The sequence below is a fragment of the Mesorhizobium sp. M0870 genome, from assembly GCF_040319775.1.
In the GTDB taxonomy this organism is placed as follows: domain Bacteria; phylum Pseudomonadota; class Alphaproteobacteria; order Rhizobiales; family Rhizobiaceae; genus Mesorhizobium.
Genome location: NZ_JAMYOI010000051.1, coordinates 1 through 21,900 on the forward strand (window position 1 = coordinate 1; position 21,900 = coordinate 21,900).

Genomic DNA, 21,900 nt, shown 5'->3' on the forward strand with positions numbered 1-21,900 from the left:
CGGGGGGGGGGCGGGCGGCGCCCCCGCCCCCCCCCCCCCCGCGGGGGGGGGGGGGCCCCCCGCGGCGCGGGGGGGGGGGGGGCCCCCCCCAGGCCGAGCGCTGCACCCCCACCCCGTCTCCGGCGCCTTGCTGCGCAAGGCGCGCTCGCCGACCCTCCCCACAAGGGGGAGGGTAAGTCAGCCGGTCCCCTGCTCGTCCACGCCTGGCCGGATCGGGTGGCGAAGGCGCGTGGCGAGCGTGGTCGTTTCGTGCTGGCCAACGGCTCCGGCGCCATGCTCGACGCCGGCGATCCGCTGGCGGGCGAGCCGTTTCTGGTCGTCGCCGACCTGCAGGGCAAGGCACAGAATGCGCGCATCACGGCGGCGGCGGCGATCGGCGAGGACGATGTCCGCGCTGCGCTGGCGGACAGGATCGAGGTCCGCCGCGAAACGAGCTTCGACCGCGACAAGCGCGCCGTGCGTGTGCGTGAAACCGTGCGCCTTGGCGCCATCACGCTCGCCGAACGCATGCTGCCGCCGCCAACGGGGCCCGACGCCGACCGCGCCGTCCTCGATGCGGTGCGCCAGCACGGGCTGTCGCTGCTGAATTGGAGCAAGGAGGCGCAAACGCTGCGCCAGCGGCTTGGCTGGCTGCATCGCGGCCTTGGCGCGCCTTGGCCCGATATGGAGGATGCTGCTCTCATCGCGCGCCTCAATGACTGGCTGCTGCCTTACCTGTCCGGCGCGGCATCGTTTGCCGCCATAGATGCGGGCGTTGTCTCGGCCGGGCTGGCCAGCCTCGTGCCGCATGATCTGCAGCGCAGGATCGATACGCTGGCGCCGACCCATTTCGATGCCCCGTCGGGCAGCCATGTGCCGATCCGCTATGACGGCGAATGGCCGGTGCTGGCGATTCGCGTGCAGGAGCTGTTCGGCCTCGACCGCCATCCCGCCATCGCCAATGGCAGTGTGCCGCTGACGCTCGAACTCCTGTCGCCGGCGCACCGGCCAATCCAGACGACGCGCGACCTGCCCGGCTTCTGGCGCGGCTCCTGGGCCGATGTGCGCGCCGATATGCGCGGCCGTTATCCCAAGCACGTCTGGCCGGAAAACCCGCTGCTCGCGACCGCCACCGCCCGCGCAAAACCCAGAGCATGATCCCAAAAAGTGGAAACCGGTTTTTGGAAAGGTCATGCTCAAACAAGAAGTAGAGCCCCATCCGACTCCTCGGATTGGGGCGGGACCTAGCCTTCAGCGCTTCGCGGCTGTAATTCATGGCCATGATCAACGTTTTGCGTTCGCCCGATTTCCAGCAGAGCCAGAGACTGCGCCTCAACACGCTGATCCGGTTGCGCTGGCTTGCCATTGTCGGTCAGAGCCTGACGGTGCTCGTCGTCGCCTATGGGCTGAAGTTTCCACTGCCGGTCAGCCTCTGCTTTGCCCTAATCGCCTGTTCGGCCTGGATGAACCTGTTTCTCGCCTTTCGCTTTCCGGCAGCGCACCGGCTCACGCCGCTTGCGGCCTTCGGCATCCTCATCTTCGACAGCCTGCAGCTTGCCGGCCTGCTCTACATGACCGGCGGCCTCACCAACCCGTTCTCGCTGCTGATGACCGTGCCTGTCGTCATTTCGGCGACATCGCTGCCCCTGCGCCTGACCGCCATCCTCGGCGGGCTGGTCATGTCGGCGGCGACCTTTCTGGTCTTTGTCCATCTGCCGCTGCCCTGGCATGAGGACGCGCCGCTGGCGATGCCTTTTCTCTATGTCGCCGGCATGTGGATGGCGGTGCTGTCCTCGATCGCCTTCACCGCCATATACGCCTTCCGGGTGGCCGCCGAAGCCCGGCTTCTGGCCAATGCGCTCGCCGCAACCGAGCTCGTGCTGCAGCGCGAGCAGCACCTTTCGGCACTCGACGGGCTGGCCGCCGCGGCCGCGCACGAGCTCGGCACGCCGCTCGCCACCATCGCGCTTGTCGCCAAGGAGATGGAAAAGGCGCTCGGCAAGGATCCGAAATACGGGGAAGATGTGACGCTGTTGCGTTCGCAGAGCGAGCGTTGCCGCGAGATTCTCAAGCGGCTGACCAGCCTGTCCTCCGAGGGCGAGGCGCATCTTTCGCGATTGCCACTGACTTCGCTGGTCGAGGAGGTCACCGCGCCGCACCGGGACTTCGGCATCTCGATCAAGCTTCGGCCCGGCGAACGCATCGGCCCCGAGCCGGTCGGGCGACGCAATCCGGGCGTCATCTACGGCCTCGGCAACCTGGTCGAGAACGCCGTCGATTTTGCCCGCAAAAGCGTAACCGTGCGCTGGAGTTGGGACGAGGCCATCGTCACCTTCTCGATCATCGATGACGGCCCCGGCTTTCCAGCCGAGATCATCGACCGCATCGGCGAGCCCTATATGTCGACGCGCCAAGGCAATGAAACAGGCGGCGGTCTGGGCCTCGGCCTGTTCATCGCCAAGACCCTGCTCGAACGCTCTGGTGCCGTGCTCGATTTCCGCAATTCGAGCGGCCTGGGCGAGGGCGCCATGGTCCAGATATCGTGGCCGCGTGGTGTGTTCCTCAATCCGGAAATCACTTCGGCCAGCATGTTCGACACCGCCTGAGAGCCTTGAAGGACCTCTAAAAATTGGACAAGGAGGCTCAGGAACTATATTTGCGTAAAATTAAGGCAGCAGGAATTTTGAGACTATGACAGGCGACGAGAATATTGGCGCAATGGTTGAAGGCGAGGACACCTCGCTGCTTGTCGTCGATGACGACAAGCCGTTCCTCACGCGTCTGGCCCGCGCCATGGAAGCCAGGGGCTTCGTGGTCGAGACGGCCGAGAGCGTCGAGGAGGCGGTTGCCAAGGCGCGCGCCAATCCACCCGCCTACGCCGTGGTCGACATGCGGCTCGGCGACGGCAACGGCCTCGACGTGGTCGCGGCCATCCGCGAAAAGCGCGAGGATTCCCGCACCATCATCCTGACCGGCTACGGCAACATCGCCACCGCGGTGACCGCGGTGAAGCTCGGTGCGGTCGATTATCTCTCCAAGCCCGCCGACGCCGATGATATCTTCGCGGCACTCACCCGCACCGCCGGCGAGCGCGCGGCGCCGCCGGAAAACCCGATGTCAGCCGACCGCGTTCGATGGGAGCATATCCAGCGCGTCTATGAGATGTGCGAGCGCAACGTCTCCGAGACAGCGCGCCGGCTCAACATGCACCGACGCACCTTGCAGCGCATACTGGCCAAGCGGGCGCCGCGTTAAGGCCGCCGTTTCCCATCTTGCGGGATCGAAGCCCGCCAAAACAGACGGCATGACGGAGGCGACATGCAGGACTTGAAGCATCGGCCGGTTTCCGTCTTCCGCGAATTCCTCGATAGTGAAGCGGCTGGCGGCATCATCCTGATGGTGGCGGCGGCACTGGCCCTGATCGTCGCCAATTCGCCGCTCGCCGAAACCTATTTCTCCGCGCTCCACGCCTATCTCGGCCCGCTCAGCGTCTCGCATTGGGTCAATGACGGGCTGATGGCGGTGTTCTTCCTGCTCGTCGGACTGGAGATCAAGCGCGAGATGCTGGACGGCCAGCTCTCCACCTGGCCCCGGCGCGTGCTGCCCGGCATTGCAGCCGCCGGCGGCATGGTGGTTCCCGCACTCGTCTATGTGGCCGTCAACCGCGACAATGCGGCCGCCCTGTCCGGCTGGGCGATCCCGACCGCCACCGACATCGCTTTCGCGCTCGGCGTGCTGTCGCTGCTCGGCAGCCGCGTGCCGGCTTCGCTGAAGGTGTTCCTCACAGCACTGGCGATCATCGACGACCTCGGTGCCGTCATCATCATCGCCATCTTCTACACCAGCGGCCTGTCGCTGGCTTATCTGGGTGCTGCCTTCGCCGTCATTGCCGCGCTTGTCGTGCTCAACCGCATGCGGGTGATGACGCTGGTTCCCTATCTCGTGCTCGGCGTCATCTTGTGGATGCTGGTGCTGAAATCCGGCGTCCATGCCACGCTCGCCGGCGTGGCGCTGGCGCTGACCATCCCGCTTGAGCGCTCCGCCGGCATCGGCCACGATCTCGACCATTCGCCGCTGCACCGGCTCGAGCACGGCCTGCACAAGATTGTGGCCTTCGTCGTCATCCCGATCTTCGGCTTTGCCAATGCCGGCGTTTCGCTGGCCGGCCTCAGCGTCAGTGCGCTGATCGAGCCGTTGACGCTGGGTGTCGCCGCCGGCCTGGTGGTTGGCAAGCTGGTCGGCGTGTTCGGCTCCTCGGCACTTGCGATCCGGCTCGGTCTTGCCGACCTGCCCGCCAATGCCGGCTGGACGCACATGATCGGCATATCGCTGCTGTGCGGCATCGGCTTCACCATGAGCCTGTTCATCGGCCTGCTCGCCTTCGCCGGCGACGTGGCGCTGCAGGACGCGGTCAAGGTCGGCATCCTCGCCGGCTCCTTCATCGCCGCCATTCTGGGTGCTGCCGTGCTGCTCATGGCGCCCGCCAAGGGTGGCGTGGAGGACGATGAAGAGCAGAGCCGGTCATAGACTGAAGGACGGGCCGTTACTCGCTCTCACCCTCCAGCGCCGGCACCGACACGCCGGCAAGCTCTGCCGCCAGCAGCCGCGAAGCGCCGGCCCGCGCGACCCGCAGCATCAGCGCCTTGCGCGTTGCCGCTGCCATGCGGTGCTCGGGCGCATCGCGCAGGATCTCGGCGCCATAGCCGTCGGAAAGGATGAAGCCGCATTCCTGCGGAAAGATTTCCGAGGGCACGCCGGGATGGGTGGCGAAGAAGAAGCGGTCGGAATGCAGCCGGTAGTCGGGCCATTTGCGGTCGACCCTGAAATCCTCGATCGAGGATTTGATCTCGATTATCCAGATATCGCCCTGCCGGGTCAGCGCGACGAGGTCGGCGCGGCGGCCCGTGGCCAGCGACAGCTCGGGCAACACATGTGCGCCCATATCCATGAGCAGCCGCTGTACGCCGCGCCGCACCAGCATGGCGCGTTCGGACTGGCGGCCGTCGATGAGAGGATTGATGGGGATGGGGGAGATGATCGGCATGCCAGGCACCATGCCAGATTCTGTTCACGGTTTGAACCTGTTTTATGTGGGCGCTTTCAGGTAATCGTCGGGCTTCCACTCTTTCATCGCGGGCTACTTCCGCGCGATCCATTCCGCTAAACCGGGCTCAATGTCGTCGCTATCCGTATACTCCCGGATCAAAAGCTCGGCCTCGGCCCGCCATTTGTCCTCTGGAATGTTCTTCTGGATGACGATTTTTATGAACGCGCTGCGCAAAATATCGCAGTCAAAAGCCGATACCGAGCTATCGAACTGAGACATGGCCAACCTCCCATCCATAAGGGCGGGAGCTTAGCGTTACTCTCAATCACCGGTGCGCCGTTAACCCGTAGCCGGTGACCTTGGGATTTTAATACGCTGTGAGGTGGCTTCAATAAGGATTCACTGTACATTTTTAACCAAGCGGCTGGGCCTCAATTGCCGGCCAATTCGCGCGCTCTAGCTCCCGGCAGGCGGCAACCCCTCAAAGAAGCCGCAGTGGCCGGCGCGGATCATCATTCATCCGGCAACCTGCGCCGGCCATTTTGGCGTTAGGCCTGTCAAATATATAACCGCCTTTATGTAGGCGATCGTGTAGTTGTCGGACCTCAATGAACGCCCGTTTTGGACAGCAGGTTTAAAACCAGCACTCCAGCCAAGATCAGGCCCATGCCGACAAAACCTGCCACGTCGGGCCGTTGCCCGTAGACAATCCAAGCGACCAGCGCGACCAGAACAATGCCGCCGCCCGCCCATACTGCATAGGCAACGCCGACCGGTATGCGGTCCAGCACCTGGGACAGAAAGAAAAACGCCGTGGCGTAACCGAGCAGCACCAACATCGACGGGCCAAGCCTGGTGAAGCCTTCCGAGGCCTCATCGCGCTGGTCGCGATGACCTCACCGACAATAGCCAGGGCAAGAATGGCATAAGCTGGCATTCGATGAACCTCCAGTGGCGGGAGGCATCTAATGATCAGAACGCTACGATGGCGTCACGTTCACTTTCCCGTGATCGTGCCTCGCCGCGAGCGGCGCAGAGTCTCGTCGATTGCAAGGGCGCGCGCCTGTCCGATGAGGCCCACCCAGCTACACTCCGGGCTGCGTCGCTCCTGTTAATTAGCTAGAGCGAATATAAGTGAAAGGTGATATTTTCGAAGCAGCCGGGGCTCCCCCAATACACCCCGCTCCGGTCAGGCCCGGTGGCGGTCCACCCAAAGGAAGGCTACCGGGCCGATCCCTGCAACCAACCGGTGACCCGCTCGTTGACCCATGCCGGGTTGATCCCCCGGCACTCCAGGACCTGCCCGCTGCCGAGGGGCGGCGGGCCTTTTTTACCGATTGGGTTCAAGCCTGCAGCGATAGCGAAGGCGCCGGCGGACTCCGGGACCTTCGCGTTGCAGGTCTCGTCAGAAGTGGATCCAGAAGGATCTGCGGAAACACCTGCGGCGCCAGGAACCGTGGCGCCAATAGCGACGGCAAACCCGCCTCCACCCGCGTCGACGACGGCGGCGGTGCCACCTGCGGTGCCGCACGAACTCGACGCCGTCCTGGACATCGGGACCATCCGGGTCGAGAATGTCGTCGGACGGTTTGTCGAGCTCATCGAGAATGCCCGGCCCCGTATTGGGGATGCCGGCCAAGGCGGTGGCAGGACGCGCGATTGCGACGACGGTCGCAGCCCCTGCCAGCCCAAGCATTCTAGTCAGAAACAATCGCCGATCCATGCCAATCTCCATCGTTGATCATTGCAACAAGGGAAGACATAGCGCGTCAGATTGACGCGCCCAGATGCCGAAGAAAATTGGATCAATCGCTCTGCTGTGCCGGCGGTGGGCCTATTTAGCGATCTCTGACAATCCACGCGGCCAAATGCGCCTGTTCCCGGGGATCATTCCTCCGACAAGCCGGTCGCCGTTGCGTCCGTTTCGATGCTCACCGGCACGCCCTGGCGCAGGGAGTTGCTGACCGTGGAAATCGCCGCGGCCCTTGTGATGATCTCCGCCGGGTCGGAGCCGTCCAGCGTCGTGCAGGAAACCGTCATGGTTGACGAAGTCGCGAGCAAAGGCTTGCCTTCGAGGTTCAGCGTCACGGTCACGGCGATCTTGTTGAGCGTTATGCCCATTTCCTCGGCAACGTAGCGAAGGTCGTTGCAGAAGTAGCCGCCGATCGCCAGGGCGAGCAGCTGGCCGCCATTGAAGCCCAGGCCCATGCCGCCGGCCTTGCCTTCGGGCCGGTCGACGATGATCGTGTGGCCGCCGGCCCAGCCCATGGCCGCCTGCGTGCCCCCCATATTGCGCAGTTCGACGCTCATCGAGACCATTTGTGGACGTCCTCCCGGCAGGAGTCGACCAGGCGTCGGGCCTCGTCGACGTAGGGTCATTATGCAGCCGCAGAGGTGCCCCTGTCGCTGAGCAACGCCGCTCCCGCCATGTCATCAAGGATCGGACAATCCGGCCTTTCGTCGCCGTGGCAGGCATGGATCAGTTTCTGCAGCGTCGAGCGCATCGACTGCAACTCGCGCACTTTCTCCTCGATCGCCGTGACATGGGCGGCGGCGATTTCGCGCACGTTGTGGCTGGCGCGGCTGCGATCCTGGTAAAGCGCCATCAACTGGCGGCAATCGTCGATGGAAAAGCCCAGATTGCGCGCGCGGCGCAGGAAGGCCAGCCGATGGATGTCGTCTCCGGAATAATCGCGGTAGCCGTTGGCGGCCCGCGCCGGGGCGATCAGGCCGATCTCTTCATAGTAGCGGATAGTCTTGGCCGGCAGGCCGGAGCGGTGGGCGGCGTCACCGACATTCATGACGGTTCTCCTCGATTTCCAGGAGCCCATGGAGCAGGCCCCTTGAATTTGCTTCACAATCCTGTGAGTCCTGTTGCCAAAATGCCATAGTGATACGCTTACCGGTACGTCAAGGCAGGCATATAGGCATCGCGCGCTTGGCAAGCAAAGCAAATGCCAGCATGAATGACGATGAGAGAGCGGCCGACTCGTGCCGCCGAAGTTGGGCGGGGCACCGGATCACCTGATGCGCATGAAGTCGTTTGCAATCATCGCCGCACTGGCGCTCTCCACTGCTATCGCCGGTTGCAGCACCATCGGCTCGCAGATCTTCTCCAACGACTACGGCGCGGTCACCGACGCCGGTTATCAGCTGCCGCGGATCCCGATCGAGAAAGTGCCGATGAAGTACCATCGGCAGGAAGTGAACTACGACAGCCCGGAAAAGCCGGGCACGATCATAGTCGATACGCAGAACAAGTTCCTCTACTTCATCGAGGGCGACGGCAGGGCCATTCGCTACGGCATCGGCGTCGGCCGCGAGGGCTTCGAGTGGCATGGCACCGCCCACATTGCGCTCAAGCGCGAATGGCCGACCTGGACACCGCCGAGGCAGATGATCCAGCGCCAGCCGGAATTGGAAAAGTTTGCCGGCGGCATGGAGCCGGGCCTGAAGAACCCGCTCGGCGCGCGCGCCATGTACCTGTTCAACAAGGGCGGCGATTCGGGCTATCGCCTGCATGGCAGCCCGGAATGGAATTCGATCGGCAAGGCTATGTCGTCTGGCTGCATCCGCCTAATGAATCAGGACATTATCGACCTCTATGACCGCGCCTCGGTCGGCGCCAAGGTCATCGTTCTCTAGAGGCAGTTTTCGTACGCGGACCGTCTAGGCAACAACGGACGTCCCAAGCAGAAAACCGGGCAATTCGGCCCGGTTTTTTGTTGTTTGCCTCTAATGCCTCGAGAAGGAGGTCTCTACGAGACCTGCTCGACCTGCTGCACTTCCGGCACGAAATGGCGCAGAAGGTTCTGGATGCCGTGCTTCAGCGTCGCCGTCGAGGACGGGCAGCCGGCGCAGGCGCCCTTCATGTGCAGGAACACCGTGCCGTTCTCGAAGCCGCGGAAGGTGATGTCGCCTCCATCCTGGGCGACCGCCGGGCGCACCCGTGTATCGAGCAGTTCCTTGATGGTGATGACCAGCTCCTCGTCGGCCTTGTCGTAGAACTCACCGGTCTGGCTGGTCTCTGCGGCCGGGCCAGCCTTGGCCATGACAGGCGCGCCGGACATGAAATGCTCCATGATGGCGCCGAGGATCGCCGGCTTCAGATGCTGCCAGTCGGGGCCATCCTTGGTCACGGTGATGAAGTCATAGCCGAAGAAAACGCCGGTGACGCCAGGAATTTCGAACAGCCGGCCGGCCAGCGGCGAGGCGACGGCGGCGCTGTCGGCATCGCGGAAATCGGCGGTGCCTTCCAGAAGCACTTCCTTGCCGGGCAGGAATTTCAGCGTCGCCGGGTTTGGCGTCGATTCGGTCTGGATGAACATGGCCGTCTCCGTGCCCGTTTGGGCATCTAGTTTGGAACAATTCTAAATAGGCTCAATTGGATGGACATTCAAGCGAAACGCATCGCCGGAACGGCTGGCTGGCGGAATGTTTTTTCGCGCCCAAAATCGGAGCGGCATCACCTGAAGAGCAAAATCTCAGGCCAGGCTGTCTATTTCCTCGTCCGACAGGTTCTGCGGCACGACAGTCACCGGGATCGGGAAGGCGGCACCCTTGCCGGCCACGGCGCCGACCAGCGGCCCCGGGCCTTCCTTGCCCGCACCGGCGGCCAGCACCAGGATGGCGATGTCCTGGTCTTCCTCGATCAATTTGTGGATCTCTTCCGTCGGCTTGCCTTCGCGCACCACCATCTCGGGCTCGATGCCGAGCTTCTGGCGCACCTTGTTGGCATAGCTGTCGAGTGCGGCGCGCGCCGTGGCGTTGGCTTCCTCGCGCATGATCTTCTCGACACCCAGCCAATGCTGGAAATCGTCCGGCACGATGACATAGAGCAGCACCAGCGTGCCGCTGGTGCTCTGCGCCCGTTTCGAGGCATAGGCGACGGCGCGCTCGCATTCCGGCGTGTCGTCGATGATCGTCAGGAATTTCCTGCGATGGCCGGCTTCGCGGCTGAGGCGTTTGGAGACCATGTCTATCTACTCGGTGTCGTGCGGCCGCAATCTGCCACTGCGGGGGACCGGCGGCAAGCCGCCGGCCTTGTGCCAGTGCACCCGATGTCGCGATCAGCCCTGCAGCAGGCCGATAATGTCGCGCACCGTCTTCATCGTCGCTTCGGCCAGCACGCCGGCGCGCTCGCCGCCATCCTTGAGCACCGCGTCGACATAGGCGCGGTCATCCGAAATGCGGCGCATCTCGCTGGCGATCGGCGCCAGTTTTTCCACTGCAAGATCGGCCAAGGCCGGCTTGAACACGGAAAACTGCTGGCCGGCGAATTCCTTGAGTACATCCGCCTTCGACATCTCGGCGAGACCCGCATAGATGCCGACCAGGTTCTCCGCCTCGGGCCGGCCGGCCAGGCCGTCCAGCTCGCTCGGCAACGCTTCCGGGTCGGTTTTGGCCTTGCGAATCTTCTTCGAGATGTCATCGGCATCGTCGGTCAGGTTGATGCGCGACAAATCCGACGGGTCCGATTTGGACATTTTCTTGGAGCCGTCGCGCAGCGACATGATGCGCGCCGCCGGCCCACCGATGACCGGCTCGGTCAGCGGGAAATAGCCGTTCACGGTCTCTTCGCCGACCTGCATCTCGACGCCGATGCCAAGGGCCGCGATGCGGTCGGAGAAGTCGTTGTTGAATTTCTGCGCGATGTCGCGTGTGAGTTCCAGATGCTGCTTTTGGTCCTCGCCCACCGGCACGTGGGTGGCACGGTAGAGCAGGATGTCGGCAGCCATCAGCGAAGGATAGGCTAGCAGGCCGAGCGACGCGTTCTCGCGGTCCTTGCCGGCCTTGTCCTTGAACTGCGTCATGCGGTTCATCCAGCCGATGCGCGCCACGCAATTGAAGATCCAGGCGAGCTCCGCATGCTGCATGACCCGCGACTGATTGAAGACGATGTGCTTCTTCGGGTCGATGCCCGAGGCCAGGAACGCAGCGGTGATCGACCGCGTCTGGTCGGCTAGGTCTTCATGAACGAGTTGAGCTGTCAGCGAATGCAGGTCGACGACGCAATAGATGCAATCGGAGGTGTCCTGCAGGGCGACGAATTTCTTGATGGCGCCGAGATAGTTGCCGAGGTGCAGATTGCCGGTCGGCTGGACACCGGAAAAGACGAGTGGCTTGAAGGCGGTCATGATTGTCCTCATGGCTTGTGGAGGGCCGTATAAGTGTGATTCCGAAAAGTTGCAGACTTTTCGGAGCCAATCACGCGGCTGGAAACCGCGCGCGGCGAAAGTCTTGCGACGGCGCGCTTATGGACGAGAGCGGTGAGAGGATCAAGAGGCCATTGGGCCTTGGAGCAGACTACAAGGAACAGAGACAAGAAACCGGGAGTGTCTCAGTTTGAAATTTGAAATATGCAAAAGCACCTATATGCTTCGCGGAAAGCAGGGGCCGGAGACTTGGCGCGAGTTTGGAAGATTGTACGCCACGGGGCGCCCGATCAATGGGAGGATTCCATCCCAGAGAAGTCGCTGGCCGAAGGGCAATTAGTCGTGCTTCTATCGCGGCTAGCCGCGAGCCATCTGCCACCCGTCGCCACGACCCCATTGCCACGAAACGCTCCGCGCTTCACTACGTCGCTCACTGTCAAAAACGACCGCTTTGGCAACAAGCACTTCATCATGTACGCGAGCGGCAGCCGGGTGCATTACATAGCGACCTTGGAGGAGACGCCTTGAATGCCCACCGGATCTGAAGGTCAGAAGCGCCCCGCCGGCGTGGTCGGTATGCAAGAGGCACTGCAGCGCAGGCGCAGCCGCGAGACGCCGCTGGAGACCGCGGCACGGCTTCGGGCCGAACTCGGAATTGAACTGAGGGGGCAGGCGCGCAACACCTTGCCACCCTCCGTCTACGACGAATTGTCTGGAGAAGACTAATGTTTGTCGAAGCAGCCGCTATCGTCGCAATGAGGGGTGGGACATTGCAATAAATTCCGGCTCACGGATCTGGAGACTGTTCCCTAGTCGGCGGCGATCCTTTCCGTCCGACATTGCGCCGGATCATCCCGAAATCGGCGCCGCCGGTGGCAAACGCGGTGATGAAATAAAGCAGCGCCCCACCGGCAACCAGCGACAGCAGCGTCGCCGCCTTGACCACCAGCGGCGAGCCCGGCCCAAGCCTGATGGCGAACCAGTGTTCGGCAAAATAGAGCGCAGCGCCCATCACCACGGCGGACAGCACCAGACGTGGAATGCGCTTCATCAGCGGTACGTCGCGGCCCCAATGGCCGCGCCGGATCAAGACGCCGAGCAGCATCACCGCGTTGACCCAGCCGGCGACGGCCGAGGCCACCGCAATGCCGGGCGCCCCCATCCGTGGAAACAGCGTCAGCGCCGTGGTGACGTTCACCGCCACCGAGATGGCGGCAAAGATCATCGGCGTGCGCGTGTCCTCGCGGGCGAAATAGCCTGGGGTGAACGCCTTGATCAGCACGAAGGCCGGCAGGCCGAGGCCGAAGATCGCCAGGATCGCCGCCACCGTCGGCGTCGATCCGTTGGCGGCGAACGCGCCGCGCTCATAGACCAGCCGCACGATCGGCTCAGACATCACCCAGAGTGCCGCGGCTGCCGGCAAGGTCAGGAACAGCGTGAACTCGACCGAGCGGTTCTGCAGATTGGCCGCCTCGATCAGATTGCCCGACTTCAGCGCCCGCGACAGTTCGGGCAACAGCACGATCGCCACCGCAACACCGACCACGCCGAGCGGCAACTGGTAGATGCGGTCGGCATAGGCGAGCGAGGACACCGCGCTGTTCTGTGCCGAGGCGATCGCCGTGCCGATCAGCTGGTTGATCTGGGTGATGCCGCCGGTGATGGCCGCCGGCAGCGCCAGGATCAGCAGCCGCTTGACCGCGGGCGTCATTTTCGGCCGGCGGAAGCCGATCGAGATGCCGGCGTGGCGCACCGCCACCCAGACGATCGCCAGTTGCACCAGTCCGGCGGCAAGCACGCCCCAGGACAGCCCGTAGCCGACGGTGAGGGCATCCGAGCCCTTGTACCAGGCATAGGCGAGCACGCCGATCAGGATGATGTTGAGGAACACCGGGGCCACCGCGGCGGCGAAATAGCGGCGCAGCGAATTCAGCATGCCCGCCATCATCGCGCCCAGCGACATGCAGATCAGATAGGGAAACATGATCGTTGCCAGCGTCACCGTGGTGTCGAACTTCCCCGGCGTGCCGGCAAAACCCGGCGCCACCAGATAGCGCACGATCAGCGGCATCGACAGTTCCATGATGATCGTCAGCGCCAGCAGCGCCGTGAACAGCACGCCGAACACTTCCTCGGAAAAGCGCTTGGCGCCTTCGGTACCGTGGGTCTCGATCTCCTTGGCGAACAGCGGCACGAAGGCGGCGTTGAAGGCCCCCTCGGCAAACAGCCGGCGAAAGGTGTTGGGAAACTGGAAAGCGGCGTTGAAGGCATCGGCAACCGGTCCGGTACCGAGTGCAGCAGCCATCAGCATCTCGCGGCCGAAACCGAGCGCGCGGCTCATCAGCGTGCCGGAAGCGACCGTTGCGAATTTCTTGACGAGGCTCATGCTTTTGGGAACTGCCTGCGCAATTGGGACAAAGTGATGGTCGTTGTCACTCGGCCGCCGCCCTGGGCTTGCCGCCGCGTTCGGGCACGATGCCTTCGAGCGTTGCCATCAGCCGATTGCGGATGGTGGCGATGCGGGCCGGGCTATCTATCTTCTGGCCAGTGAGATCGGTGACATAGAAAGTGTCGATGACCTTTTCGCCGAAGGTGGTGATGTGGGCCGATGCGATGTCGAGCGACAGGTCGGAAAGCGTTCCGGTGATCTCCGACAGCAGTCCCGGCCGGTCGAGGCCCTCGACCTCGATGACCGAAAAACGGTTCGACAGCGTGTTGCGGATTTCGGCACGCGGTGGGATCTTGAACACCTTGGAGCCGCGCCGCGGCTTGGTGCGCTTCTCGATCATTTCCGGCAGCCAGCTCTTGCCCGACAGCACGTCCTCGATCAGCCGGCCGACACGTTCGGCGCGCCGGCGCTCGTCCTCGTCGCGATCGAATTCTCTGCTGATCAGGATCGTGTCGAGCGCGCGGCCATCCGACGTCGTGAAGATCTGCGCGTCGACAATGTTGCCGCCGGCTCCGGCGCAAGCCCCGGCGATGACAGAGAGCAGGCGGGGGTGGTCCTGCGCCAGCACGGTGATTTCGGTCACCGCCTCGAACTGGTGGGTCTTGACCATGGTGGCAAGCTTGTTGCCTGACACGTCCGCTTCGCGGATGAACTCGGCATGGCGCAACTGGTCTGCGAGATCGACGGTCAAAAGGTAATTCTCGTAGTGTTGGCCGACATAGCGCTTGCGGGCCTTGTCCGGCCAGTCGGCAAGCGCCTCGGCCAGGCGCTCGCGCGCCGCCGCCGTGCGCTGCGCGCGCGACACTTCCGAAAACCCGCCGGTCAGCAGCAATTCGGTCTCGTAGTAGAGCGTGCGCAGCAGCTGGCCCTTCCAGCCGTTCCAGACACCGGGTCCGACGCCCCTGATGTCGCAGACGGTGAGGATCAAAAGCAGCTTCAGCCGCTCGACCGACTGCACGATCGCGGCAAAATCCTCGATGGTCTTGCGGTCGTTGAGGTCGCGGGTCTGCGCCGTCATCGACATCACGAGGTGGTTCTCGACCAGCCAGGCCACGGTTTCGGTATCGGCAGGCGACAGCCCCATATGCGGGCAGATCCGACGGGCGATCCTGGCCCCCGCCTCGGAATGGTCCTCCGGCCTGCCCTTGGCGATGTCGTGCAGCAGTACGGCGACATAGAGCGCTTCGCGGCTCTTCTTCAGGCTCGGCATCAGCGTGTGCGAGAGGGGGTGGACCTTTTCGCCGTCGCCGCGCTCGATCTCGGCCAGCACGCCGATGCAGCGGATCAGATGCTCGTCCACCGTGTAGTGGTGGTACATCGAGAACTGCATCATGGCGACGATCTTGCCGAAATCCGGGATCAGCTTGCCGAGCAGTCCGGCTTCGTTCATGCGACGCAGATTGAGTTCGGCATTGCGATCCGAGGTCAATATGTCGAGGAACAGCCGGTTGGCCTCCTCGTCGCGCCGCAGCGACTTGTTGACCAGGCCGAGCGAACGGGTCAGCAGCTTGAGCGCGTCAGGGTGGAATTCCAGACCGTGCTTGTCGGCGAACCAGAACAGCCTGAGCAGATTGACCGGATCGCGCTCGAACACCTGGTCGTCGGCGATGTTGATGCGGTGGTTGTCGACAATGAAATCGGAGGTGCCGGCCAGCTTGCGTTTGCGCCTGGAGAAAGTCAGGAAGATGCGGTTGAAGCCAGGAACGTGCTTGGCCTGCTCCTCCTCGAGCGCCGCGCAGAAGATGCGGGTCAGGTCGCCGACGTCCTTGGCAACGAGGAAGTAGTGCTTCATGAAGCGCTCGACCGCCGACAGGCCGGGGTGTGTGGTGTAGCCGAGCCGTTCGGCGATCTCGCGCTGGATGTCGAAATGCAACCGCTCTTCGGCCTTGCCGGTGAGGAAATGCATGTGGCAGCGTACCGCCCACAGGAAATCCTCCGCCTTCTGGAACTCGCGGTATTCGCCCTCGGTGAAGACGCCCTTGTCGACCAGTTCCTCGCCGGTACGCACCCGATAGAAATATTTGCCGATCCAGAACAGCGTCTGCAGGTCGCGCAGGCCGCCCTTGCCGTCCTTGACGTTGGGCTCGACCAGATAGCGGCTTTCGCCGGCCTTGGCATGGCGGTCATCGCGTTCGGCAAGCTTGGCCTGGACATATTCGGGGCCGGTCGTGCGCACCACCTCATGATCGAACCGCAGCATCAGTTCATCATAGAGCTTTTCCTCGCCCCACAGGAAACGTGCTTCGAGGATCGAGGTGCGAATGGTGACATCGGTGCGCGACAGGCGCAGGCATTCGTCGATGTTACGGGTGGCGTGGCCGACCTTCAGCCCCAGGTCCCACAGCATGTAGAGCATGTATTCGACTGTCTGTTCGCCCCACGGCGTCTGCTTGTAGGGCAGCAGGAACAGAAGGTCGATGTCGGATCCGGGCGCCAGCGTTCCACGGCCGTAGCCGCCGACAGCGACGACGGCCATGCGCTCCGCCGAGGACGGGTTCTTGACCCGGTAGACATGGGTGACGGCGAAATCGTAAAGCGCCCGGATGATCTCGTCCATGAGATGCGACAGCCGCGCCGCGCAGGCGCTGCCGCCGCCATCGTCCATCAGCATTCGTTCGGCAATGGCGCGCCCTTCCGCCAGTCGTCCCTTGAGCAGTTGGAGCACGCCATTGCGCGCGGCCTGCCCTGAGCCATCATCCGCCGTGGCCGCGGTCAGCGCGGTCATCTCGCGGCGCAAGGCTTCGCCGTCGATCAATTCGTCGAGCTTCAGGGAGATTCTTGCCATATATCCAGTCGGCCTTGCCGTTCGGCGGCGTCTATAGCGCGTTTTCGTGGCGCTGGGTATGGGGCGTTGAAAGCCGGTTCAAGACCCGGTTGAGCTTTGGCTCGGATAAGTAAATGGAATAACCATTCTCCGCTTCAGTCGACAGAAATCGACAATGCGCTTGCCTATCCGCCGAGCCTCGGCTTTGACCTTCGCTATGGCTGTCTTTCTGCGTTTCCCGGTCCCGGCGGCGCACTGGATATCCCGCTTTTCCCTGAGCAGGCTTGGCAATTGGAGCGCCCTGTCGCCAAGGAACTGATCTTGCGCGCAGAGCGCAGGAACAAGCTGATAGATTGTCTCGCCTCGCAAAACCGAAAACTCGGGGTTGAAGACAAGGTCGTCGACAGCGATGCCGATCTCCTCGGTGGCCTTGATCAGGTCGAGCGCGGTTTGCCTGGAGATGATGTAGCCGGCGGTTCCTATATGTCCAGCGTCGAGTTTGGATGTGGAAAAGCCGTGACCGATGTCAATGCGCTTGCGTCGGATCACGGTCTTGCAAAAATAGCTTTCGAGCTTGACGACTTCGGCATCGGCTGGAATCCAGTTGCTGTCGCGAAGCAATGCGCCGGCTTTCGCGGCAAAGACGATGTCGTCCTCGAAGATTGCCCCGTAGCGAGCGTCGCCTTGCGCTATGGCGGCCCAGCAGGCCCGGTGACTGAGCAGGCAGGCGATCTCGCCGTCAGTCAATGGCAGCCTGTTCCGATATCCGACATTTTGCGGCAGCTGGTCCAGGTCCGGCCGATCCCGTGCGTCGATGGCCTGAACGCGTTCGAACGGGACGCCGATGCGGGCAAACTCCGCCGTCACACGGGCAAGGCGATCGGGAGACCGATCGAGATTGATGACCAGACGCTTCATTGCCAAAGAAAATCTCACCCCCGGGACGCTCGCTCTCTAGCAGGCGTGGTGTTGCCGCGTGAGACTTTTTCTGGGGGAGGATGGACGCGCCGTGGACCGGAGAAGAAAAGTTGAAACAGCCCTTGACCTTCCAGTTACTGGAAGCCCTATCTCCACGTCACACGCCGATAAATCAAGGCATTTTCGAATGACGCATTCCGATCACGATCATCACGCGCATAGTAGCTGCTGCTCGACACAAGGCGCCGTGCCCACCACGAAGAGCGTCGTCCGCGATCCGGTCTGCGGCATGACTGTCGATCCGGTCGCCGGCAAGCCGACGACCGAGCATGATGGCCATCCCTATCATTTCTGCAGCCAGGGCTGCCGCACGAAATTCGTCGCCGAGCCGGAAAAATTCCTGACGGCCACCGATCCGATCTGCGGTATGAGCGTCGATCGCGCGACAGCCAGGCACTTTGCCCGCCACGAAGGCCAGGGCTTTTACTTCTGCTCGGCCGCCTGCCAGGCGAAATTCGAGGCGGAGCCGCAAAAATATCTCGGCGACAGGCCGGCACCGCAGCCGATGCCCAAAGGCACGCAATACACCTGCCCGATGCATCCCGAAATCATCCGCGACAAGCCAGGATCCTGCCCGATCTGTGGCATGGCGCTGGAGCCGATGGGCGTGCCGACGGGCGATGAAGGGCCAAATCCCGAGCTGGTCGATTTCACCAGGCGGTTTTGGGTGAGCGCTGTCCTTTCGGTCCCCCTTCTGATCATCGCAATGGCGCCCATGATCGGCTTGATGTTTGAAGGCCTGGTCGAGGACCGGACAAAGGTCTGGATCGAACTGGTCCTGGCAAGTCCGGTGGTGCTTTGGGCCGCCTTTCCCTTCTTCCACCGCGGCTGGGACTCGCTGGTCAACCGCAGCCCCAACATGTGGACGCTGATCTCGCTCGGCGTTGGCGCTGCCTATCTCTACAGCGTCGTCGCCACGCTGTTTCCGGACATTTTCCCGCATCAGTTCCGCGGCCATGGCGGTGCGGTGCCCGTCTATTTCGAGGCTGCCGCCGTCATCGTTGCGCTGGTCTTCCTTGGTCAGGTGCTGGAGCTGCGCGCCCGTGAAAAGACCGGTTCGGCGATCCGCGCCTTGCTCGATCTGGCGCCGAAGACCGCGCGGCTGATTGCCGCCGATGGTTCCGAAAACGACGTGCCCCTCGACGCCGTCAAGGCCGGCGATCGCCTGCGCATACGCCCCGGTGACGCCGTGCCGGTCGATGGCACGGTGCTGGAAGGGCGGTCCTCGATCGACGAATCGATGATCACGGGCGAGCCGTTGCCGGTCGAGAAGGTCGAGGGCGATGCGCTGACCGGCGGCACGCTCAACAAGAATGGTGCGCTGATCATGCGCGCTGAGAAGGTTGGCGCCGAGACGACGCTGGCGCGCATCGTCGAGCTCGTCGCCAAGGCGCAGCGCTCGCGCGCCCCGATTCAAGGGTTGGCCGATCGCGTTTCTTTCTACTTTGTCCCGGCCGTCGTCCTTGTCGCGATTGTCGCTTTCACCGCCTGGGCCGTGTTTGGACCCGAGCCCAGCCTGATCTTTGCCATCGTCTCGGCGGTGTCGGTGCTGATTATCGCTTGCCCCTGTGCGCTCGGCCTTGCCACGCCGATGTCGATCATGACCGCCACCGGGCGCGGAGCGCATGCCGGTGTGCTGATCAAGGAGGCCGCAGCACTCGAACGCTTCGCTTCCGTCGACACGCTGATCGTCGACAAGACGGGGACGCTGACCGAAGGCCGGCCGAAGCTGACCGATGTCGTTGCGGCAAACGGTTTTTCCGAGGAGGAATTGCTGGCGCTTGCCGCCGGTCTGGAGAAGGGGTCGGAGCATCCGCTGGCTGAAGCCATCGTCGACGGCGCCGCTACGCGCGGCGTGACAGTTGCCGAGGCCAGCGCCTTCGAGGCGGTCACCGGCAAGGGCGTGTCCGGTTCGGTCTCGGGAAAGACGGTCGCGCTCGGCAATGCCGCGATGATGGCCGACCTTGGCGTCGACATCGCATCCATCTCGGCCAAGGCCGAGGCGTTGCAACTCGAAGGCAAGACGGCGATGTTCGTCGCTGTCGACAAAAAACTGGCCGGCATCGTCGCCGTCGCCGACCCTATCAAGGCAACGACGGCCGAGGCGATCAAGGCGCTGCATGAAAGCGGCTTGCGGATCATCATGGCAACCGGCGACAATGAACGCACGGCCAACGCGATCGCCAGAAGCCTCGGCATCGACGAGGTCCGCGCCGGCCTGCTGCCGGAACAGAAGGCAGCCCTTGTCGAGGAACTGCGCGCAAAAGGCGCCGGCGTTGCCATGGCCGGGGACGGCGTCAACGACGCACCGGCCCTTGCCGCCGCCGATGTCGGCATCGCCATGGGCACCGGCGCCGATGTCGCCGTCGAAAGCGCCGGTATCACTCTGGTCAAGGGCGACCTCAACGGTATCGTGCGCGCCCGCACGCTGGCGCAGGCGACGATCCGCAACATCCGTCAGAATCTGTTCTTCGCCTTCCTCTACAATGTGCTGGGCGTGCCGGTCGCCGCCGGCGTGCTCTATCCGCTCACCGGCACGCTTCTGTCGCCGATGCTGGCGGCCGCGGCGATGAGTCTGTCTTCGGTGTCGGTGATCGCAAACGCATTGCGGCTGAGAACATTGAAACTCTGATCCAAGCCCCCAAATACGAAACCACTCAACAGGAGACCATGAATGACCTTGGCCAAAAAACTCGTGCTGCTGCTGATGGCGGCCGGAATGCTGGTTGCCGTCTTCCTCGAAAGCGTTCCGGCGCAGAGTGAGGAAATGAAACACGACATGGGCGCTATGGCGGCGGATGCGACCAGCCCTTCGACCGAAGGCTACAAGGCGGCGATGGACAAGATGCATGCCGACATGATGGCGTCCGACTATACCGGCAATGCCGACGTCGATTTCGTCAGAGGCATGATCCCGCACCATCAGGGTGCGATCGACATGGCCAAGGTCGAACTTGCCAATGGCAAGGACCCGGAAATCCGCAAGCTCGCCGAAGGCGTCATCGCCGCGCAGGAAGCCGAGATCAAGCAGATGCAGGCCTGGCTCGCCGCCCATCCGGTGAAGTAAGTCTTCAGCCATAGCCAGCGCGGCGAGAACGCCTCTGGATTTCTCGTCCAGCCTATGATGCGATCCAGCCCCAACTGGAGCCCGCCATGCCATCGACCATCAGAACCACCAAACTGCCCTCTGGCGAAGCAGTTCAGGTGCTTGGCCAGGGCACATGGAAGATGGGCGAGAATAACAATCGCCGCACCTCTGAGGTCAACGCCCTCAAGCTCGGCCTCGACCTCGGCATCACACTGATCGACACCGCCGAAATGTATGCCAGCGGCGGCGCCGAGGAGGTGGTGGCCGAAGCCATTGCCGGGCGCCGCGACGAGACCTTCCTGGTTTCGAAAGTTCTGCCATCAAATGCTTCGCGCGCGGGCGTGCAGCGCGCCTGCGAAAACAGCCTGAAACGCCTGCGCACCGACCGCATCGATCTCTATCTGCTGCATTGGCCCGGCAGCGTGCCATTGACGGAAACCGTCGCGGCCTTCGAGGCCCTGAAAAAGGCCGGCAAGATCCGCCACTGGGGCGTCAGCAATTTCGACACCGACGAGATGGAAGAGCTGACCTCCTTGCCCGATGGCGGCAGTGTCCAGGCCAACCAGGTGCTCTACAATCTGGTCCGGCGTGGCCTCGAATTCGACCTGGCGCGTTGGAGCCGGCAGCGCAACATTCCCTTGATGGCCTATTCGCCGGTCGAGCAGGGCGCGCTGGCGCGCAATGCCAGGCTCGACGCCGTCGCCGCCCGCCACAACGCCACGGCCGCCCAGATCGCCTTGGCCTGGGTGATGCATCAGGCCGGCGTCATCGCCATTCCGAAGGCCAGCAGCCAGGAGCACGTCCGCCAGAATGTCGCCGCGCTCGACATCAAGCTTACGCCTCAGGACATCGCCGATCTCGACCGTGGCTTTCCGCCACCGACGCGCAAACGCGGGCTGGAGATGATTTAGGCGCGCAGATAGCGAAGGCCCGTTCCGTCACACCCCCCTCTGTCCTGCCGGACATCTCCCCCGCAAGGGGGTGTTTGGACCGGAGACATCGCGAACAGGTGTGCGAGGACATCGCGAACAGTTTTGTCACTTATCGTCTGCAGAGGTTGAGGTCGACTGTTTCTATTTTCTGATGTCTGAAGAAGGCTTGGAAGACGCCGTCCTTGCCGGTGGGGGTGAAGGCCACGGCTTTCCCTCCAAATGCCTTGGAGAGGCGCAGGATGTAGCCGCACAAGGCGACGCGGCCCTCTTTCTGGACCTTGCGAACGATGGCGTCTTGTGGGTAGTCGAAAGCTTCGACGGCCTCGCAGAAGGATCGCGGCGAGGGTGTGTATCTGTCGAGGGGGACGCAACCCTTGAGGCCATCGTGAGGTCTTTCGGTGTTGTAGAGGTCGCGCCAGGCATCGAAGGCTTTCTGCGCGCGATCGAGATTTTCGAAAGCAGGTCCGGCCATCGCTTCGGCCTTGAGCGAGCGGTGGAAGCGCTCTTC

The 21,900-nt window shown here is 63.2% G+C and carries 20 protein-coding genes and 1 pseudogene; 9 read left to right on the top strand and 12 right to left on the bottom strand.

The window, feature by feature from the left end; all coding sequences use genetic code 11:
• The 4 genes from NKH97_RS32075 to nhaA form a co-directional block, all read left to right on the top strand.
• The coding region (locus NKH97_RS32075; RefSeq protein ID WP_502897118.1) for an ATP-dependent helicase C-terminal domain-containing protein at positions 1–1,137 on the top strand (1,137 nt) is incomplete at its 5' end.
• A 116-nt stretch (positions 1,138–1,253) separates the two neighbouring features.
• On the top strand, positions 1,254–2,585 hold the full coding sequence (locus tag NKH97_RS32080; RefSeq protein ID WP_032909257.1) for an ActS/PrrB/RegB family redox-sensitive histidine kinase: 1,332 nt from the start codon (positions 1,254–1,256) through the stop codon (positions 2,583–2,585).
• Between the two features lie 85 nt (positions 2,586–2,670).
• The gene (locus NKH97_RS32085; protein WP_013528072.1) at positions 2,671–3,234 is read left to right on the top strand and encodes an ActR/PrrA/RegA family redox response regulator transcription factor; all 564 of its coding nucleotides are present in this window, start codon (positions 2,671–2,673) and stop codon (positions 3,232–3,234) included.
• Positions 3,235–3,297: 63 nt separating this feature from the next.
• The gene (nhaA, locus tag NKH97_RS32090) at positions 3,298–4,506 is read left to right on the top strand and encodes a Na+/H+ antiporter NhaA (RefSeq protein ID WP_023811625.1); all 1,209 of its coding nucleotides are present in this window, start codon (positions 3,298–3,300) and stop codon (positions 4,504–4,506) included.
• 16 nt (positions 4,507–4,522) lie between these two features.
• Here the strand turns inward: nhaA and NKH97_RS32095 are convergent, their stop codons facing one another.
• The 5 genes and pseudogenes from NKH97_RS32095 to cueR all read right to left on the bottom strand — a co-directional run bounded on the left by NKH97_RS32095 (position 4,523) and on the right by cueR (position 7,827).
• Positions 4,523–5,023 (bottom strand): MmcB family DNA repair protein, encoded by a 501-nt coding sequence (locus NKH97_RS32095; protein ID WP_023811626.1) that lies wholly within the window; start codon positions 5,021–5,023, stop codon positions 4,523–4,525.
• 93 nt (positions 5,024–5,116) lie between these two features.
• Positions 5,117–5,305: a hypothetical protein gene (locus NKH97_RS32100; protein ID WP_127289952.1), complete on the bottom strand. Its 189-nt coding sequence runs from the start codon at positions 5,303–5,305 to the stop codon at positions 5,117–5,119.
• A gap of 326 nt (positions 5,306–5,631) precedes the next feature.
• A pseudogene (locus NKH97_RS32105) lies at positions 5,632–5,963 on the bottom strand (SMR family transporter).
• A 950-nt stretch (positions 5,964–6,913) separates the two neighbouring features.
• Positions 6,914–7,345 carry an OsmC family protein gene (locus tag NKH97_RS32110; RefSeq protein WP_023811629.1) on the bottom strand — a complete coding sequence of 144 codons (432 nt, stop codon included), beginning with the start codon at positions 7,343–7,345 and terminating at the stop codon, positions 6,914–6,916.
• A 59-nt stretch (positions 7,346–7,404) separates the two neighbouring features.
• A complete protein-coding gene (cueR, locus tag NKH97_RS32115; RefSeq protein WP_023811630.1) occupies positions 7,405–7,827 on the bottom strand; it encodes a Cu(I)-responsive transcriptional regulator in 423 nt (140 codons plus the stop codon).
• Between the two features lie 226 nt (positions 7,828–8,053).
• On the opposite strand from cueR, the gene NKH97_RS32120 reads away from it, so the two are divergent.
• A complete protein-coding gene (locus NKH97_RS32120) occupies positions 8,054–8,671 on the top strand; it encodes a L,D-transpeptidase (RefSeq protein WP_013528066.1) in 618 nt (205 codons plus the stop codon).
• A gap of 113 nt (positions 8,672–8,784) precedes the next feature.
• On the opposite strand, the gene NKH97_RS32125 is transcribed toward NKH97_RS32120, so the two are convergent.
• The 3 genes from NKH97_RS32125 to trpS form a co-directional block, all read right to left on the bottom strand.
• Positions 8,785–9,354, bottom strand: a complete 570-nt coding sequence (locus NKH97_RS32125) for a NifU family protein (protein WP_023811631.1) — start codon at positions 9,352–9,354, stop codon at positions 8,785–8,787.
• A gap of 156 nt (positions 9,355–9,510) precedes the next feature.
• Positions 9,511–10,002: a universal stress protein gene (locus NKH97_RS32130; protein WP_013528063.1), complete on the bottom strand. Its 492-nt coding sequence runs from the start codon at positions 10,000–10,002 to the stop codon at positions 9,511–9,513.
• Between the two features lie 93 nt (positions 10,003–10,095).
• On the bottom strand, positions 10,096–11,163 hold the full coding sequence (trpS, locus tag NKH97_RS32135; protein WP_023811632.1) for a tryptophan--tRNA ligase: 1,068 nt from the start codon (positions 11,161–11,163) through the stop codon (positions 10,096–10,098).
• Positions 11,164–11,709: 546 nt separating this feature from the next.
• On the opposite strand from trpS, the gene NKH97_RS32140 reads away from it, so the two are divergent.
• Complete coding sequence (locus NKH97_RS32140; RefSeq protein ID WP_050592693.1) at positions 11,710–11,907, top strand: hypothetical protein; 198 nt, start codon at positions 11,710–11,712, stop codon at positions 11,905–11,907.
• A gap of 61 nt (positions 11,908–11,968) precedes the next feature.
• On the opposite strand, the gene murJ is transcribed toward NKH97_RS32140, so the two are convergent.
• The 3 genes from murJ to NKH97_RS32155 form a co-directional block, all read right to left on the bottom strand.
• Entirely contained in the window at positions 11,969–13,567 is a 1,599-nt protein-coding gene (gene murJ, locus NKH97_RS32145; protein ID WP_023811635.1) for a murein biosynthesis integral membrane protein MurJ, read from the bottom strand.
• Between the two features lie 46 nt (positions 13,568–13,613).
• A complete protein-coding gene (locus tag NKH97_RS32150) occupies positions 13,614–16,415 on the bottom strand; it encodes a [protein-PII] uridylyltransferase (protein WP_023811636.1) in 2,802 nt (933 codons plus the stop codon).
• A 78-nt stretch (positions 16,416–16,493) separates the two neighbouring features.
• Entirely contained in the window at positions 16,494–17,312 is an 819-nt protein-coding gene (locus NKH97_RS32155) for a glycosyltransferase family 25 protein (RefSeq protein WP_128302885.1), read from the bottom strand.
• Positions 17,313–17,499: 187 nt separating this feature from the next.
• Here NKH97_RS32155 and NKH97_RS32160 point away from each other — a divergent pair, with 187 nt between their 5' ends.
• The 3 genes from NKH97_RS32160 to NKH97_RS32170 all read left to right on the top strand — a co-directional run bounded on the left by NKH97_RS32160 (position 17,500) and on the right by NKH97_RS32170 (position 21,371).
• Positions 17,500–20,004, top strand: a complete 2,505-nt coding sequence (locus NKH97_RS32160) for a heavy metal translocating P-type ATPase (protein ID WP_352799764.1) — start codon at positions 17,500–17,502, stop codon at positions 20,002–20,004.
• 42 nt (positions 20,005–20,046) lie between these two features.
• Entirely contained in the window at positions 20,047–20,439 is a 393-nt protein-coding gene (gene copM, locus NKH97_RS32165) for a CopM family metallochaperone (protein ID WP_128302887.1), read from the top strand.
• A gap of 86 nt (positions 20,440–20,525) precedes the next feature.
• Positions 20,526–21,371, top strand: a complete 846-nt coding sequence (locus tag NKH97_RS32170) for an aldo/keto reductase (protein WP_128302888.1) — start codon at positions 20,526–20,528, stop codon at positions 21,369–21,371.
• A gap of 130 nt (positions 21,372–21,501) precedes the next feature.
• Here the strand turns inward: NKH97_RS32170 and NKH97_RS32175 are convergent.
• Positions 21,502–21,900 (bottom strand): integrase core domain-containing protein (locus NKH97_RS32175; RefSeq protein ID WP_352799766.1); only part of this gene is annotated, 399 nt, incomplete at its 5' end.